The sequence below is a fragment of the Micromonospora sp. CA-259024 genome (assembly GCF_050936255.1).
Lineage (GTDB): Bacteria > Actinomycetota > Actinomycetes > Mycobacteriales > Micromonosporaceae > Micromonospora.
Genome location: NZ_JBNJND010000002.1, coordinates 1,218,193 through 1,233,103, shown reverse-complemented (window position 1 = coordinate 1,233,103; position 14,911 = coordinate 1,218,193). Strand labels below are relative to the sequence as shown.

The window sequence follows — 14,911 nt, the reverse complement described above, 5'->3', positions numbered from 1 at the left end:
GCCACCCTTCCACCGACGCGACGAGGTCTGTGCTGTGAAGTTTTCCTTCCGCCCCACCGAGGGCGCCTTCTACGAGCTCTTCACCAGGGCCGCGCAGAACCTGGTCCGGGGCACCGCGCTGCTCAACGAGCTGGCCCTGCCCGGCGTGGACGTGCAGTCGGTCAGCGAGCGGCTGACCGAGGTCGAGCACGACAGCGACCAGATCACCCACGAGCTGTACAAGAAGATCAACTCTACCTTCATCACCCCGTTCGACCGGGAGGACATCTACCGGCTCGGCTCGCTGCTGGACGACGTGATGGACCACCTGGAAGCGGTCGGTGACCTGCTCTACCTGTACGGGCTGACCGAGCTCCCCGCGCTGCCCCGCGAGCTGCACGAGATGGTGAACGTGCTCGACCAGCAGGCCAAGCTGACCGCCGACGCGATGCCCCGGCTGAAGTCGATGAAGGATCTCGAGGACTACTGGATCGAGTGCAACCGCCTGGAGAACGAGGGTGACCGGATCAACCGGCAGCTGCTCGTCCGCCTCTTCTCCGGCGAGTACGACGCGTTGACGGTGCTGAAGATGAAGGAGGTCGCCGACGAGCTGGAGGCCGCCTGCGACGCCTTCGAGCACGTGGCCAACACAGTCGAGACCATCGCCGTCAAGGAGTCCTGAACCGGTGACTCTGACCCCCGAACTCATCGCCGTGCTGGCGGTGATCGCGGTGGCGTTGGCGTTCGACTACACCAACGGCTTCCACGACGCCGCCAACGCGATCGCGACAAGCGTCTCCACCCGGGCGCTGACACCCCGGATCGCACTGCTCCTCGCCGCGGTCGGCAACTTCATCGGCGCCCACTTCGGCGCCGGCGTCGCCAAGACCGTCGGCGACGGTCTGGTCACTCTCCCCACCGGTGTGACCAGCCTCGGCGTGGTCTTCGCCGGGGTGCTCGGTGCGATCGCCTGGAACCTGATCACCTGGTACTTCGGTCTGCCTTCGTCCTCCTCGCACGCGCTCTTCGGCGGCCTGGTCGGCGCGACCCTGCTGTCCACCGGTGGCATCGTGCAGTGGGTCAACATCGGCGAGAAGGTGCTGCTGCCGATGGTGCTGTCGCCGATCGTCGGTCTCACCCTGGGTTACCTGCTGATGCTGGCCATCCTCTGGCTGTTCCGGAAGGGGCAGCCGGGCAAGCTCAACCGGGGCTTCCGCTGGGCGCAGACCGCCTCGGCCGCGGCCATGTCGGTCGGTCACGGCATGCAGGACGCCGCCAAGACCATGGGCATCGTCGTGCTGGCGCTCTACACCGGCGGCTTCCAGGACGACAAGACGCACATCCCCGGCTGGGTGTTCTGGACCTCGGCGACGATGCTGGCGCTCGGCACCTATGCCGGTGGCTGGCGGATCATCCGCACCCTCGGCCGCAAGATCATCGACCTCGGGCCGCCGGAGGGCTTCGCCGCCGAGACGGTGGCCAGCGCGGTGCTCTACTTCAACGCCCTGGTGCTCAAGGCACCGATCTCCACCACCCACACGATCACCTCGGCGATCATGGGCGTGGGCGCGACCAAGCGGCTCTCCGCGGTCCGCTGGAACGTCGCCGGCAACATCGTGCTCGCCTGGATCATCACGTTCCCGGCCGCCGCACTGATCGCCTGCGTCACCTACCTGCTGGTCCGGCCGCTCTTCGGCTGACCGGCGCACCCCGTAGGGGCCCCTTGTCCACGCCGTCCGGCGTCGACAAGGGGCCCGCTCCTTCACTCGTACCGCACGCCGATCTGCTCGCGTACCGTGTCCAGCAACGCCATCACCTCAAGGGTGGCAGTGTGCGGCACCAGCGGACTCTCGGTCAGCCCCGCCGCCAGGCAGCGCTGCACCTCGATCGCCTCGTACTGGTAGCCGTTGCCGGCGCTGTCGGCGACGATCGTCTCCGGCTCGGCGCCGGCCCGGTGCAGGGTCAGCGAACCCGGCCGGAAGAACGGCTCCGGCAGGTCGATCCGGCCGGTGGTGCCGGTGATCGAGGCCGACAGCTCGCTCGCCCCGACCATGCCGCAGCTCAGCGTGGCCAGCGCTCCGGTGTCGTAGCCGAACAGGATGCCGGTGTTCTCGTCCGTCCCCTCGGGGCCGAGCTGCGCCCAGGACCGCACGTGCTGCGGCACGCCGAGCAGCAGGTGAGCCAGGCTGATCGGGTAGATCCCCAGGTCGAGCAGGGCACCCCCGCCCAGCGCCGCGTTGCGCATCCGGTGCTCCGGCGCGAACGGGCCGGCCACCCCGAAGTCGGCCCGGACGCCGGTGACCGCGCCGATCGCCCCGTCCGCGAGCAGCTGCGCCACCCGCAGGATCATCGGGTTCGTCCGCATCCACATGGCCTCCATCAGGAAGACCCCGACGGCGCGGGCGGTGTCGACCAGCTCGGCGCTGCTGGCCAGGTCCAGGGTGAACGGCTTCTCCAGCAGCACCGGGCGGCCGGCGGTGAGGCAGGTCATCGCCGCCTCGTAGTGCGCGGAGTGCGGGGTCGCCACGTAGATCGCGTCCACCTCCGGGTCGGCGGCCAGCTCCACCCAGGAGCCGTACGCGCGCTTCGCGCCGTGGATGTCGGCGAAGCGCTGCGCGCTCGCCGCGGCGCGGGAGCCGACCGCGACGAGTTCGGCGCCCGGCACCAGCCGGAGGTCTTCGGCGAAACGGCTGGCGATGTGGCCGGTGGCCAGGATGCCCCAACGAGTCATGCCGGCACGCTAGCCGAGTCAGGTGAACCTCCCGATGCCCGGCCGCCGCCCAGCTCATCCGTCGGGACCTCGGTGTGTTCCGGGTCGCCGCGGGGGCGCCGCACGTCGGCGGTCGAGCGGAGCCCACCGGCGCACGCCAGCCGGTGGCGGCGGGTCGGGGAACTAGGCTCGCGGCATGACGATCGACAGCGACGGCTTCGCCGCCCCGGCCGCCCTGGTCGAGCACGCCCGCCGGTTCCAGGCCGAGGGGGGCACCCCGGCGACCCCACGGGTCGCGGCCACCGTGTTGCTGCTGCGTCCGACCGGCGACGACTTCGAGGTGTACGTCATCCGCCGGGTTGCCGCCATGACCTTCGGCGGGATGTACGCCTTTCCCGGCGGCGGGGTGGATCGCTCCGACTCCGAGGCGCACCTGGACTGGGCCGGCCCGATGCCGGACGAGTGGGCGGGCCGCCTCGGGGTGGCCCCGGACGCCGCCCAGGCCGTGGTCTGCGCCGCCGCCCGGGAGGTCTTCGAGGAGGCGGGCGTGCTGCTCGCCGGCCCGGACCCGGCGACCGTGGTGGGCGACGTCAGCGGCGACGACTGGGAGACCGCCCGGCAGGACCTGGAGGGGCGCCGACTGGGCTTCGCCGCTCTGCTCGCGGACCGGCGCCTGACGCTGCGGTCGGATCTGCTGCTGCCGTGGAGCCGGTGGATCACCCCGGAGTTCGAGCCGCGCCGCTTCGACACGTACTTCTTCGTGGCCCTGCTGCCGTCGGGGCAGCGGACCCGCGACGTCTCCGGCGAGGCCGACCACACCCTGTGGATCCGACCGGCGGACGCGCTGGCCCGGGCACAGGCGGGCGAGCTGACCATGCTGCCGCCGACCCTGGTCACGCTGGCCCAGGTGGCGGCGGCCGGCGACCTGGCCGGTGTGGCCCGCGCGGCGGCCGACCGGGACGCCGCCACCCCGGTCACCCCGCGCCTGGACCTCCCACCCGACGGCGAGCCCCGCTTCTTGCTCGCCTGAGTGCATCACCCCTGGGGTACGCAGAGGGGCGCCGGCCAGGTTGACCGACGCCCCTCGCGGACCGGGAACCAGCGGCTCAGCCGAAGCGGCCGGTGATGTAGTCCTCGGTCTTCTTCACGCTCGGGTTGCTGAAGATCTTCTGGGTGTTGTCGTACTCGATCAGACGGCCCGGGTCGCCGGTCTTCTCGATCGAGAAGAAGGCGGTCCGGTCCGACACACGGGCGGCCTGCTGCATGTTGTGCGTCACGATGATGATCGTGAACTTGTCCTTGAGCTGGAACATCAGGTCCTCGATCGCCAGGGTGGAGATCGGGTCCAGGGCCGAGCAGGGCTCGTCCATCAGCACGACCTGCGGCTCGACCGCGATGGTCCGGGCGATGCAGAGACGCTGCTGCTGACCGCCGGAGAGGCCCGCGCCGGGCTTGCTCAGCCGGTCCTTGACCTCGTCCCACAGGTTCGCCGAGCGCAGGGCCTTCTCGGCCGCCTCTTCCAGGATCGACTTCTTCCGGACGCCGTTGAGCTTCAGCCCGGCCACCACGTTCTCGAAGATGCTCATGGTGGGGAACGGGTTCGGCCGCTGGAAGACCATGCCGATCATGCGCCGGACCGCGGTGACGTCCACGTCCCGGTCGTAGATGTCCTGGTCGTCGATGGTCAGGCTGCCCTCGACCCGGGCACCCGGCAGCACCTCGTGCATCCGGTTGATCGACCGCAGGAAGGTGGACTTGCCGCAACCGGACGGGCCGATCAGGGCGGTGACCGTCTTCGGCTCGACGGTCAGGTTGATGTTCTCGATCGCCTTGAAGCCGCCGTAGTAGGCGGTGACGTTCGAGGCTTCGACGCGCTTGGCCATGGTTGGACCTCCGGGGTTCATCGGCTGAGCCGGTTGCGGCGGGCCAGCAGCTTCGCCGCGATCGTCAGGATGAGCACGAGGGCGACCAGGGTGAGTGCCGCGGTCCACGCCCGTGCCGGCGCGTACCTCGACGCGTCACCGGCCTGCTGGTAGACGAAGAGGGACAGCGATGACTGGTTGTTCTCGAAGGGGTTGGTGTTGATCGCGGCGCCGCCGCCGGCGACCAGCAGCACCGGCGCGGTCTCGCCGGCCGCACGGGCGATGGCGAGCATGAGGCCCGTGACGATGCCGGGCAGCGCCGTCGGCAGCACCACCCGCAGGATGGTCTTCCACTTGGGTACGCCGAGCGCGTAGGCGCCCTCGCGCAGCGGCGCCGGGACGAGGCGGAGCATCTCCTCGGTGGACCGGACGATGGTGGGCAGCATCAGCACGCTCAGCGCGAGCGCGGCGGCGAAGCCGGAGAAGCTGGGCCGGCCGTCGTTGAACCACGGCGACACGATCAGCACCCAGAACGCCAGCACGAAGAGGCCGGAGACGATCGACGGGATGCCGGTCATCACGTCCACGAAGAACCGGATCGCGAACGCGAACTTGCCCCGGCCGTACTCGACGATGTAGATCGCGCAGAGGATGCCGAGCGGCACGGTGATCAGGGTGGCGATGCCGACCTGCTCCAGCGTGCCGAGGATCGCGTGGTACGCGCCGCCGTTGGTGTCGCGGGCCCCGATGTTGTTCATCGAGGTCTGGAAGAAGTTGGCGTCCAGCCGTTCGGCGCCCTTGCTCACCAGGGTCCAGACCACGGACACGAGCGGCAGCACCGCCAGCACGAACGCGGAGTGGATCAGGGCGCTCCAGGTGCGGTTGCGCGCCGACCGGCGCCCCTCGACCGCGTTGGCCGCGGCGAAGAGCCCGACCAGGTAGAGGATCGCGCCGAGGACGACCACGAGGACCGGGCCGCCGATGTCGGTGCCGTAGACGATCACGGCGGAGAGCGCCAGGGCCGCCACGGCGATGGCCGGTGCGGCGTACCAGGGCAGCCGGCGGGCCCGCAGCGAGGCGGGCTGGGCCGGCGGACGGGTGCGGTGGGAGGTGACGGTTGTGGTCATGCGGCCGACTCCGTGAACTCCCGGCGGCGGTAGATGATCGCCCGCGCCGTGATGTTGACGATCAGCGTGATGGTGAACAGCACCAGACCGGAGGCGATCAGCGCGCCCCGGCCGGTCTCGTTCGCCTCGCCGAACGCGTTGGCGATGTTGGCGGCGATGGTGTTGCCGCCGTTCTGGATCAGGTTGAACGAGATGCCGAAGGTGATGCCGAGGGTCAGCGCCAGGGCGATGGTCTCGCCGAGCGCCCGGCCAAGGCCGAGCATCACCGCGGCGATGATGCCGGGGCGGCCGTAGGGGAGCACCGCGGTGCGGAGCATCTCCCAGCGGGTGGCGCCCAGGGCGAGGGCGGCCTCCTCGTTCGCGGTCGGTGTCTGGAGGAACACCTCGCGGGAGAGCGAGGTGATGATCGGCAGCACCATGATCGCGAGCACCAGGGCGCCCAGCATGATCGACTTACCGAAGGGCCCGTCACCGCCGAAGATCGGGATCCAGCCGAAGTACTCGTTCAGCCAGACCGAGAAGTTCCGGACCGGGTTGATGAAGATGTCCCGTCCCCAGAGCCCGAAGACCACGCTCGGCACGGCGGCCAGCAGATCGATCAGGAAGCCGAGCGCGGTGCCCAGCCGGCGGGGAGCGTAGTGCGAGAGGTAGAGCGCGATGCCCAGCGCCACCGGCACTGCCATGAGCAGGGCCAGCGCCGAGCTGAGCACCGTGCCGAAGGCCAGCGTGCCGATGCCGAACTTGGGCTGCGTCTCGTTGGGGGACCAGCCCTCGTAGGACCAGAAGTTCTCGGTGTTGGCGCGTAGGGCAGGCACCGCCTTGGCGATCAGGAAGATCGCGATGGCGGCGATGATGACCAGAACGGCGGTGCCGGCGGCCAGCGTGAGACCGCGGAAGGCCCGCTCGGCGCCGAACTTCCGGCTGCGCGGCAGCGCGCCGCCGCCGCCCAGCCCGGCGCCGCCCGGGGAACGGGTGCTGACTGGTGCCTCGGCCACACGCGCCGAGGCACCGGCGGGCCACTCGTGACTCTGGGTCACGCGCGTCCCGCCGGTGCCGGCGTCGGCCGAGCGGTGGGGGGTTTCACCCATCTGCTCGCTCGATTCGATTGCGGAGTGGTGTCGGTCAGGAGATGTTCTTGACTGCGGCCTCGACCTTGGTGCGGACGCTCTCCGGCAGCGGGGCGTAGCCCAGCTCGGTCATGGCAGCCTGGCCCTCGGTGCTGGCCGCGTAGCCCAGCAGACCCTTGACCAGCGGCAGCTTGTCGGCGGCGAGGCCCTTGCTGCAGACGATCTCGTACGTCGCCAGGACGATCGGGTAGGCCCCGGCCTCCTTGGTGTTGTAGTCGATCGACAGCTTGAGGTCGTCGCCCTGGCCGTCAATCTTGGCGCCGGCGATGGTCTTGCCGGCCGCCTCGGCGGTCAGCGCGGCGAACTCGCCCGCACCGTTGCCGATCTTGGACATCTTCAGACCGGCGTTCTCGGCGAACGACCACTCCATGTAACCGATGGAGCCGTCGGCACCCTTGACCGAGCTGGCCACGCCATCCGAGCCCTTGGCGCCGGTGCCGCCCGGGGCCTTCCACGCCTTGGCCTTACCGAAGGTCCAGTCGGCCTCGGCGGTCTTGGAGAGGAAGTTGGTGAAGTTGTCGGTGGTGCCCGACTCGTCCGACCGGTGGACGGTCTGGATGGTGGTCGCGGGGAGCGTGGCACCCGGGTTGTCGGCCTTGATCGCCGCGTCGTCCCACTTGGTGACCTTGCCAGCGAAGATCTTCGCCAGGGTGGCCGGCTTGAGCTGGAGGTTGTCCACGCCGCTGACGTTGTAGGCAACGGCCACCGGGCCGATCACCATCGGCAGGTGGATGGCCTTGCCACCGACGCACTTGGCGTCGGCCTGCGGCTGCTCCTCCGGCTTGAGCGCGGAGTCGGAGCCGGCGAAGTCGGCGGTCCCGGCGATGAACGCCTGGATGCCGGCGCCGGAGCCGGTCGGCTCGTAGTTGATCGTCGTGCCCTGGCACTTCTGCTGGTACGCCTTGATCCACTCGGCCATGGCGTTCTTCTGCGCCGACGAGCCCTGGGCGTTCAGCGTTCCGGTAGCGCAGTCGACCGCGGCGGCCGAGCCCGAAGCGCTGGCGCCGGGAGTGGGCTCGTTGTTGTCCGAGCCGCATGCACTGAGGCCGAGCGTCGCGGCAAGAGCGAGGCCGGCAATAGCGCCGTACCGCTGGAGCTTCACCTGAGGGGTTTCCCTTCGCGTCTGACTTGGCGCCCCGATCCCGGGGCCCGAGGACCGGCAGTGACCGGCTGACACGAAAGTTAGAAGTGCCAGGTAGCCGGTTCGCCGGTCACAAGTGAACGCAAGGTGAACACGTGCGGCTGCCGAGGTGACCGCTTGCTGAGGGTGAGTTGTCCGTTAAGTGAACTCGGGTACACCTGTCGGAAGTATGGGTATATTTCCGGTTCGCCGTTATGTCGCCGACGCCCGGCCGTTACCCACCGGTGACCCGGCCCCGGGAGCGATCGACGGTCAGCCCAGGTGGTAGTTGATGTGCGCGGACCAGCGAGCGAAGCCCAGCCGCTCGTAGAGCGCGACCGCCCCGGTGTTCGACTCGTCCACGTAGAGCATCACCCGGTCCAGGCCGCGCCTGTCCCGCAGGTACGCCAGCCCGGCGGTGGTCAGCGCCCGGCCCAGCCCGCCGCCGTGCGCGGTCGGCTCCACGCCCAGTACGTACACCTCGCCGATCCGGGCCGACCCCGGGCGCTCGTGCACCTTGGTCCAGTGGAAGCCGAGCAGCCGACCGGTCGCGGTCTCCTCGGCGAGCAGGAAGCCGGCCGGGTCGAACCACGGCTCGGCGAGCCGGACCCGCAGGTCGTCCAACGTCCACCGGCCCTGCTCGGGGTGCTCGGCGAAGGCGCGCGCGTTGAGGGTCAGCCAGGCCTTGTCGTCCGCCCCGGGCCGGAACGCCCGCAGCGCCACCCCGTCGGGCAGGCGCGGCTCGCCCAACGGGGCCGCCAGTGGCCGGCGCAACTGCCAGAGCACCCGCGCCCGGGTGAACCCGAGGTCGACGCCGAGCGCCGCGGCCGAGGGGTGGTCGCCGTGCGCCCAGGCCCGCAGCGGCCCAGTGGCCGAGGCGAGCACGCCCCGGGCCAGCGCCCGCCCGGTGCCCCGCCGCCGGTACGCGGGGTGCACCACCAGCTCGACTCCGATCCCGCCGACCGGGTCGGTGGTGTCCAGGTGCGCGTACCCGGTGAGGGTGCCGTCGTCGGCGCGGGCGATCAGGTGCAGTGCCGGGGCGTCCGGGTCGCGCAGCCGGAGCAGGACGTGTTCGTCGAGCGGGTTCGCGCCGTCGGTGTCGCCCGCGGAGCTGGCCAGGGCCAGCACGTCGGCGATGTCCGCCGGCGTCAGTAGGTCGGTCCGGGTCACCTGGTCGCTGGTCGGCTCCGCGCTGCTCATCCCGTCACCGTATCCGCTGGGTCCTGTGACACCCGGAGGTCGCCAGCCCCGGTGGGCCTGAATCGTTTGCGACATCAGCTCCAAAGGCAGCGCGCCAGGTGTCGCCGCCCCCACAGGCCCGCAGGCTCGGGGCCCGTGGGAAGCCTCAGGTCGGCTCGGCGGGCAGTGCCTCCAGCTCGAACCGCGCGGTCAGGTCTGGCAGGATCCGGCGCAGCGCGTCCACCGTGCCCTGCCGGTCCCCACCGGCGTCGTGCAGCAGCACCACCGAGCCCGGTTCGGCCTGGGTGGCCACCGTCGCGGCGATCGTCCCGGCGCCGGGAAGCTCCCAGTCCGACGGGTCGACCGACCAGTGCAGGGGGGTCATGCCGAGCTGCCGCGCCACCGACACCACCGGATACGTCCAGGCGCCGCCCGGCTGGCGGTACCAGACGATGGGGGCGTCCGGCACCGCTGCCCGGATCGCCTCGTTGGTGCGCAGCAGGTCGGAGCGGATCGCGTCGGCCGATCGAGTGCCCAGGCCGACGTCGTGGTTCCACGAGTGGTTGCACAGGGTGTGCCCACCGTCCACGATCGCCTGGATCAGGTCGGGGTGGTTCTGGGCGTTCTCACCCACCACGCAGAAGGTGGCCCGCACGTCGAACTCGCGCAGCATGGCGAGGACCTGCGGGGTGTAGCGCGGGTCCGGTCCGTCGTCGAAGGTCAGGGCGAGCCGTGGAGAGCCGGTGGTCTCGTGCGCGCCGAACAGCTTGTCACCGCCGGCGTCCCGTCCCGACCCGTCCTGGCCGGCCTCGGTGGGGCCGGTGCCGCCGCTGGCGCTCGGGGCTCCGCTCGGCTCGCCACCGCTGGATTGGTCGGCGTAGTACGGCCCGTCGGCGTTCGTGGTGACACCGGTCGCGTGGGGTTGGGTCTGGTCGGGGATGAGGCTGCGGCCCAGCACGTACGCCGAGCCGAGCAGCGCCGCCAACACGAGCGTCACGATCCCGGCCGCCCTCGCGGTCGAGTTGCCCCGCGTCACGGCTTCCGCCCGGCTGGCCGGTCAGGTCGGCCCGTCGCCCCTGTGGTCACTGCGCGCACCGTCGCCCCTTTCTCCGACAAACCCGGCAGTCAGAATAGAACTGCCAAGCTGCGCAAAAAGGGCATATGGGAAATCGCCCAGGACGACTCCTGGATCAGACGGTCAGTGGAGCGTGCTCCGCCTCGGGCAGCGACCGCGACGGCGGCACGACGAACTTGTAGCCCACCTGGCGAACGGTGCCGATCATCGACTCGTACTCCGAGCCGAGTTTGGCGCGCAGCCGCCGGACGTGCACGTCGACCGTGCGGGTGCCGCCGAAGTAGTCGTAGCCCCAGACCTCGCGCAGGAGCTGGTCCCGGGTGAACACCCGACCCGGGTGCTGGGCCAGGAACTTCAGCAGCTCGAACTCCTTGTAGGTGAGGTCGAGTGGGCGACCCTTGAGCTTGGCGGCGTACGTGTCCGGGTCGATGGTCAGCTCGCCGGCCCGGATCGAACCGCCCGCACCGGCGGTCGCGTTGCTCAGCCGGCCCACCGCCAGCCGCAGCCGCGCCTCAACCTCGGCGGGGCCGGCCGAGGCGAGGATGACGTCGTCGACGCCCCAGTCGGCGTTCAGTGCGATCAGGCCAGCCTCGGTCACCACCGCGACCAGCGGAACACCGAGCCCGGTGGCGTGCAGCATCCGACAGGTCGCCCGGGCCTCACTCAACTCTGATCGGGCGTCCACCAGCACCGCGTCCGGGCTGGGGCCCGCGACCAGCGTGCGGACGTCGCGCGGCGCGGTGCGGACCGAGTGCGGCAGCAGGTCGAGTGCCGGCAGCACAGCCGACGGTTCCCCTGCGCGCGCGGTCACCAGCAGCAGGATCTCCACGATCACCTCCGTCCCGGCGGCGCACGCGCCGCACGCGACCAGACACACTCACGATGGAATGCGCTGAGAAATTGCGTGGTCCCGGCGTCGCTGACGGGCGGGTAACGGGTTGAGCGTAACCGATCGCCTCGGCTGCGCTGCCAGGCCATTTCCCGTTTGTCTATCTTGCCCCTGATCGTGGCACGGATTTTAACGTCGCTGAAACCCGCGACCGCCGCGTCGGGCAGTCGGTCTGGCACGATCAGGTCGTGTTTCCCTCCACCTCGCCCGAGGCCGGCCGCGAATCGTGGCCCGCTGGGCCCCACCCGGGCTCGGCCCCCGCACCGACCCGTGGCCACCCGCCCGCGCCGCGTACCGGTCCGGCCACCACTGACGGCGACCGCCGCGAACGGGGTGGGCCTCGTCGTGCCCGGCGAGCCGGCGAGCCGGCCCGCCGATCCGAGGACGAGATCGACGAGCCGGAGGAGGAGGTCATACCTCCGGTCGAGGTGCGCCGCCAGTTGGCGCTGACCATCGCCGGCTTCGCCGCGCTGCTCGGTGTCGGCCTGGTGCTCGGTGCGCAGACGTCGGGCCCCGGTCACCGGCTGCCGTTCGCCTTCATCATCTTCGGTGTCCAGTTGCTGTTCGTGCTCGCCTGGACGATGGCCATGCGCCCGCCCGCGCTGCTGGTGGTCGCCGGGATCAGCGCCGCGGTCGCGGCTCTCGCGGACATCGCCGCGGTGCAGACCGACATCGCCGGCCTGGCGCCGCTGGGCTACCTGGCCGCCGGCGGGTTCCTCGCCGCCGTTCTCGGCCAACTGGTCCGCCGGGTCGACCGGGTCCGGGTCACCGACTCGCTCGGGGCCACGCTGCTGATCGTGGTCGGGGTGGTGGCCTTCGGCACCCTGATCGTGCTCAGCCGGATTCCGGCCGGCACCCAGGCGATCACGGTCTGCCTGACCGCGAGCGGCGTCGCGCTGACCGTCGCCCGGCTGACTGACGCGGTGCTGCCCTGGCCCCGGCTGGCCCCGCAGGTTCCCCGGGGCGCCGCCGGCGTGGTGGCTGGCGCGATGGTCGGCACACTGACCAGCGCGCTCCTCGGCAGCTACCTGGTGGCTCCCTTCACGCCGACCCGGGCCGCCGTGATCGGCCTGGTCGCGGCGGTCACCGCCGTCCTCTCCGACCTCGCCGTGGGGTACGCGGAGGCGGGTCGGCTGATGGCCGGCGAACCGCCGACGATGTGGGTGGCCCGGCACATGCAGGGCCCGCTCGGCGGTTTCGCCCTGGCGGCGCCGGCCGCGTACGCCATGTGCATGCTCTTCCTCTGAGTCACGGTTGAGCCCGGAGCCGGTCGGGTACCTACGGGTGCGCCGCCCTGCGGCACCGGTATGGACGACCCGTCGCGGCGCGGCGGGCGGAGACAGGAGGCGGCGTGGCGCAGGACTATCCGGCGGACGGGGCACGTCCCCGACGGCGCGGCCGCAAGCTGCTCATCGGCCTTGTCGTTCTGCTCCTGCTGGTGGCCGGGTTGCTGGTGGTCGCCGACCGGGTGGCGGTCGGGGTGGCCGAGCGGACCATCGCGGACCGGGTCCGTCAGGAGGTCACCAAGCAGGGGGCGCAGTCCGCCGAGCCCGACGTGGAGGTTGGCGGTACGCCGTTCCTCACCCAGGTGCTCGATGGCCACTACCAGCGGATCTCCATCAAGCTGCGGGACGTGCGGGCCTCAGTCGAGGGCGACCCCGTGCAGCTGCCGGTGCTCGACGTGGACGCCCGCAACGTGCGGGCCTCGCTGGACACCCTGCGCACCGGGCAGGGTGACGTCGTGGCGGACACGGTCCATGGCACCGGCACGATCAGCTACGACAGTCTCGCCGCACTGTTGGATCGGCCCGGGCTCACTCTCGGCGAGCAGAACGGCAAGCTCGCCGTCACCGCTCCCGTCGACATCCTCGGTCAGAAGCTCACCGTCAACGGCACGGCCGACGTCACCGTGGCCGACAACGGCGCCGTCGCCTTGCGTTTCAACGACCTGAACGCCGAAGGGCTGCCGAACCTGCCGTTGGCGCGCACCCTGCTGAACAACTACGCCAAGGGCATCTCGGTCGACGTGCCCCTGCCCGAGTTGCCGTTCCAGCTCGCCGTCCGGGAGGTCCGACCGCTGCCGGAAGGGTTGGCGGTCACCGCCGACGCGAAGAACGTACCGATCAACTCCGCCGGCTGACGGGAAGCCCGCGCGGCGGGATGCCGCATGGGCCTACGGCCCCGTCGATTCCCGGATGGTGGTCGGCTCAGTGGCAGCACGGTCACTGGCTGGTAGGCTCCCTGGCCATGGGGACTCACCTCACCAAACGGCGCGCGGTCGACCTGTGCCGCGTGGCCACCTGCCTGTGTCGCCCCGTCATCTGACGGCGGGGCTGTCTCCGGCCGCCTGACGGCGGCCACCGGCACAGGGTTCTCGCACCCTCCGGTGACCCCACCAACGCCCGGCAGCGGCGCCGTCGCACGAACCCGTGATCCCGTCCTTCCGCTGGGTCCCGCGCGTGGTGCGACAGTAAAATCCATCGATACTCGCGCGTTGGCTCACCATCCATCCTCACCAGGGAGTGATTCGATGAGTCGCGACACCGCACTCGTTTCGGCCGAGTGGGCCGAGAAGAACCTCGACGCCCCGGGTGTCGTCTTCGTCGAGGTCGACGAGGACACCTCGGCGTACGACACCGGTCACATCGCCGGCGCCATCAAGATTGACTGGAAGACTGACCTGCAGGACCAGGTCCGCCGGGACTTCGTCAACAAGACGCAGTTCGAGGCGCTGCTCTCCGAGCGGGGCATCAGCAACGACGACACCGTCATCCTCTATGGCGGCAACAACAACTGGTTCGCCGCGTACGCCTACTGGTACTTCAAGCTCTACGGCCACCGCGACGTGAAGTTGCTCGACGGTGGTCGCAAGAAGTGGGAGCTGGATGCCCGCCCGTTGGTCACCGACACGGTGACCCGCCCGGCGACGCAGTACGTCGCGCAGGAGCCGGACACCTCCATCCGGGCCTTCCGCGACGAGGTCGTCGCCGCGATCGGCACCAAGAACCTGGTCGACGTGCGCAGCCCCGACGAGTTCGCCGGCCGGCTGCTCGCCCCCGCCCACCTGCCGCAGGAGCAGGCGCAGCGGGCCGGGCACATCCCCACCGCCCTCAGCGTCCCGTGGTCCAAGGCGGCCAACGAGGACGGCACCTTCCGCTCCGACGACGAGCTCCGCAAGATCTACGGCGATGCCGGTCTCGACGACAGCAAGGAGACCATCGCCTACTGCCGCATCGGTGAGCGCTCCTCGCACACCTGGTTCGTCCTCCAGGAGCTGCTGGGCCACCGCAACGTCAAGAACTACGACGGTTCCTGGACCGAGTACGGCTCGCTGGTCGGCGTGCCGGTCGCGCTCGGTGACGAGCCGGGGGAGGTCTGACCATGACTGCTCCCACCGCCGCGGGTTGCGCCGCACCGGACCAGGCCGCGCCGCTGCCGGCCAGCCTGGATCTGGAGAAGGAAACCGTGATCACCGGCATCGTCCGTTCCGCTGAGGACGAGCCGGTGCCGGGCGCGTACGTCCGGCTGCTCGACTCGACCGGTGAGTTCACCGCCGAGGTGGTCACCTCGGCGGCCGGCCAGTTCCGGTTCTTCGCCGCGCCGGGTTCCTGGACGCTGCGGGCGCTGTCCCGGCACGGCAACGGCGACACCGCCGTCACCGCCGGCCGGGGCATCAACGAGGTTGCTGTCACCGTCGCCTGACCCACTGCTCTGATCGACCGGGGCCGGTCACCCTCCTGGGTGGCCGGCCCCGGTCGTCCCTGCGTCAGGCCGACGGTGGGTGGGTGATCAGTGTTCTACCGTGCGGCACGCCATGGGCGTGGAGTGGCCCCGAAATCCATC

Annotated in this window: 16 protein-coding genes; 8 read left to right on the top strand and 8 right to left on the bottom strand. The window is 70.8% G+C overall.

Annotated elements, in window-relative coordinates; all coding sequences use genetic code 11:
- Window positions 1-34: 34 nt before the first annotated feature.
- Both ACQEUX_RS25150 and ACQEUX_RS25145 read left to right on the top strand, forming a co-directional pair.
- Window positions 35-661 (top strand): DUF47 domain-containing protein, encoded by a 627-nt coding sequence (locus ACQEUX_RS25150; RefSeq protein ID WP_030327784.1) that lies wholly within the window; start codon window positions 35-37, stop codon window positions 659-661.
- A 10-nt stretch (window positions 662-671) separates the two neighbouring features.
- Window positions 672-1,679 (top strand): anion permease, encoded by a 1,008-nt coding sequence (locus ACQEUX_RS25145; RefSeq protein WP_433057117.1) that lies wholly within the window; start codon window positions 672-674, stop codon window positions 1,677-1,679.
- 62 nt (window positions 1,680-1,741) lie between these two features.
- Here ACQEUX_RS25145 and ACQEUX_RS25140 read toward each other — a convergent pair whose 3' ends face one another.
- The gene (locus ACQEUX_RS25140) at window positions 1,742-2,710 is read right to left on the bottom strand and encodes a Gfo/Idh/MocA family protein (protein WP_433053040.1); all 969 of its coding nucleotides are present in this window, start codon (window positions 2,708-2,710) and stop codon (window positions 1,742-1,744) included.
- A gap of 175 nt (window positions 2,711-2,885) precedes the next feature.
- On the opposite strand from ACQEUX_RS25140, the gene ACQEUX_RS25135 reads away from it, so the two are divergent.
- A complete protein-coding gene (locus tag ACQEUX_RS25135; RefSeq protein WP_433053037.1) occupies window positions 2,886-3,719 on the top strand; it encodes an NUDIX hydrolase in 834 nt (277 codons plus the stop codon).
- A gap of 76 nt (window positions 3,720-3,795) precedes the next feature.
- Here the strand turns inward: ACQEUX_RS25135 and pstB are convergent, their stop codons facing one another.
- The 7 genes from pstB to ACQEUX_RS25100 form a co-directional block, all read right to left on the bottom strand.
- The gene (gene pstB / locus ACQEUX_RS25130; protein ID WP_433053034.1) at window positions 3,796-4,572 is read right to left on the bottom strand and encodes a phosphate ABC transporter ATP-binding protein PstB; all 777 of its coding nucleotides are present in this window, start codon (window positions 4,570-4,572) and stop codon (window positions 3,796-3,798) included.
- Window positions 4,573-4,589: 17 nt separating this feature from the next.
- Window positions 4,590-5,678 carry a phosphate ABC transporter permease PstA gene (gene pstA / locus ACQEUX_RS25125; RefSeq protein WP_433053031.1) on the bottom strand — a complete coding sequence of 363 codons (1,089 nt, stop codon included), beginning with the start codon at window positions 5,676-5,678 and terminating at the stop codon, window positions 4,590-4,592.
- On the bottom strand, window positions 5,675-6,766 hold the full coding sequence (pstC, locus tag ACQEUX_RS25120) for a phosphate ABC transporter permease subunit PstC (RefSeq protein ID WP_433053028.1): 1,092 nt from the start codon (window positions 6,764-6,766) through the stop codon (window positions 5,675-5,677). Before pstC ends, pstA begins: the two co-directional genes overlap by 4 nt.
- Window positions 6,767-6,800: 34 nt before the next feature.
- Window positions 6,801-7,907 carry a phosphate ABC transporter substrate-binding protein PstS gene (gene pstS / locus ACQEUX_RS25115; RefSeq protein WP_433053025.1) on the bottom strand — a complete coding sequence of 369 codons (1,107 nt, stop codon included), beginning with the start codon at window positions 7,905-7,907 and terminating at the stop codon, window positions 6,801-6,803.
- A gap of 291 nt (window positions 7,908-8,198) precedes the next feature.
- Window positions 8,199-9,125, bottom strand: coding sequence for a mycothiol synthase (gene mshD / locus ACQEUX_RS25110; RefSeq protein ID WP_433053022.1), 927 nt, complete (start codon window positions 9,123-9,125; stop codon window positions 8,199-8,201).
- Between the two features lie 145 nt (window positions 9,126-9,270).
- The gene (locus ACQEUX_RS25105) at window positions 9,271-10,101 is read right to left on the bottom strand and encodes a polysaccharide deacetylase family protein (protein ID WP_433053019.1); all 831 of its coding nucleotides are present in this window, start codon (window positions 10,099-10,101) and stop codon (window positions 9,271-9,273) included.
- Window positions 10,102-10,294: 193 nt separating this feature from the next.
- A complete protein-coding gene (locus ACQEUX_RS25100; RefSeq protein WP_433057115.1) occupies window positions 10,295-11,014 on the bottom strand; it encodes a winged helix-turn-helix transcriptional regulator in 720 nt (239 codons plus the stop codon).
- Between the two features lie 242 nt (window positions 11,015-11,256).
- Between ACQEUX_RS25100 and ACQEUX_RS25095 the strand changes: the two genes are divergently transcribed.
- From ACQEUX_RS25095 to ACQEUX_RS25075, 5 genes are all read left to right on the top strand, one after another.
- The gene (locus tag ACQEUX_RS25095) at window positions 11,257-12,315 is read left to right on the top strand and encodes a hypothetical protein (RefSeq protein WP_433053016.1); all 1,059 of its coding nucleotides are present in this window, start codon (window positions 11,257-11,259) and stop codon (window positions 12,313-12,315) included.
- A 104-nt stretch (window positions 12,316-12,419) separates the two neighbouring features.
- Window positions 12,420-13,208 (top strand): LmeA family phospholipid-binding protein, encoded by a 789-nt coding sequence (locus ACQEUX_RS25090; RefSeq protein WP_433053013.1) that lies wholly within the window; start codon window positions 12,420-12,422, stop codon window positions 13,206-13,208.
- Window positions 13,209-13,228: 20 nt separating this feature from the next.
- Complete coding sequence (locus tag ACQEUX_RS25085; protein WP_433053010.1) at window positions 13,229-13,393, top strand: Ms5788A family Cys-rich leader peptide; 165 nt, start codon at window positions 13,229-13,231, stop codon at window positions 13,391-13,393.
- Between the two features lie 205 nt (window positions 13,394-13,598).
- Window positions 13,599-14,447, top strand: a complete 849-nt coding sequence (locus ACQEUX_RS25080) for a sulfurtransferase (protein ID WP_433053007.1) — start codon at window positions 13,599-13,601, stop codon at window positions 14,445-14,447.
- A 2-nt stretch (window positions 14,448-14,449) separates the two neighbouring features.
- Complete coding sequence (locus ACQEUX_RS25075; RefSeq protein ID WP_433053004.1) at window positions 14,450-14,770, top strand: DUF1416 domain-containing protein; 321 nt, start codon at window positions 14,450-14,452, stop codon at window positions 14,768-14,770.
- Window positions 14,771-14,911: the final 141 nt, after the last annotated feature.

What these genes read in the sequence shown, in the direction of transcription:
- ACQEUX_RS25140 (WP_433053040.1), bottom strand. Translation starts at nt 2,710, where the DNA reads ATGACTCGTTGGGGCATCCTGGCCACCGGCCACATCGCCAGCCGTTTC.
- ACQEUX_RS25135 (WP_433053037.1), top strand. Translation starts at nt 2,886, where the DNA reads ATGACGATCGACAGCGACGGCTTCGCCGCCCCGGCCGCCCTGGTCGAG.
- pstB (WP_433053034.1), bottom strand. Translation starts at nt 4,572, where the DNA reads ATGGCCAAGCGCGTCGAAGCCTCGAACGTCACCGCCTACTACGGCGGC.
- pstA (WP_433053031.1), bottom strand. Translation starts at nt 5,678, where the DNA reads ATGACCACAACCGTCACCTCCCACCGCACCCGTCCGCCGGCCCAGCCC.
- pstC (WP_433053028.1), bottom strand. Translation starts at nt 6,766, where the DNA reads ATGGGTGAAACCCCCCACCGCTCGGCCGACGCCGGCACCGGCGGGACG.
- mshD (WP_433053022.1), bottom strand. Translation starts at nt 9,125, where the DNA reads ATGAGCAGCGCGGAGCCGACCAGCGACCAGGTGACCCGGACCGACCTA.
- ACQEUX_RS25085 (WP_433053010.1), top strand. Translation starts at nt 13,229, where the DNA reads ATGCCGCATGGGCCTACGGCCCCGTCGATTCCCGGATGGTGGTCGGCT.
- ACQEUX_RS25080 (WP_433053007.1), top strand. Translation starts at nt 13,599, where the DNA reads ATGAGTCGCGACACCGCACTCGTTTCGGCCGAGTGGGCCGAGAAGAAC.
- ACQEUX_RS25075 (WP_433053004.1), top strand. Translation starts at nt 14,450, where the DNA reads ATGACTGCTCCCACCGCCGCGGGTTGCGCCGCACCGGACCAGGCCGCG.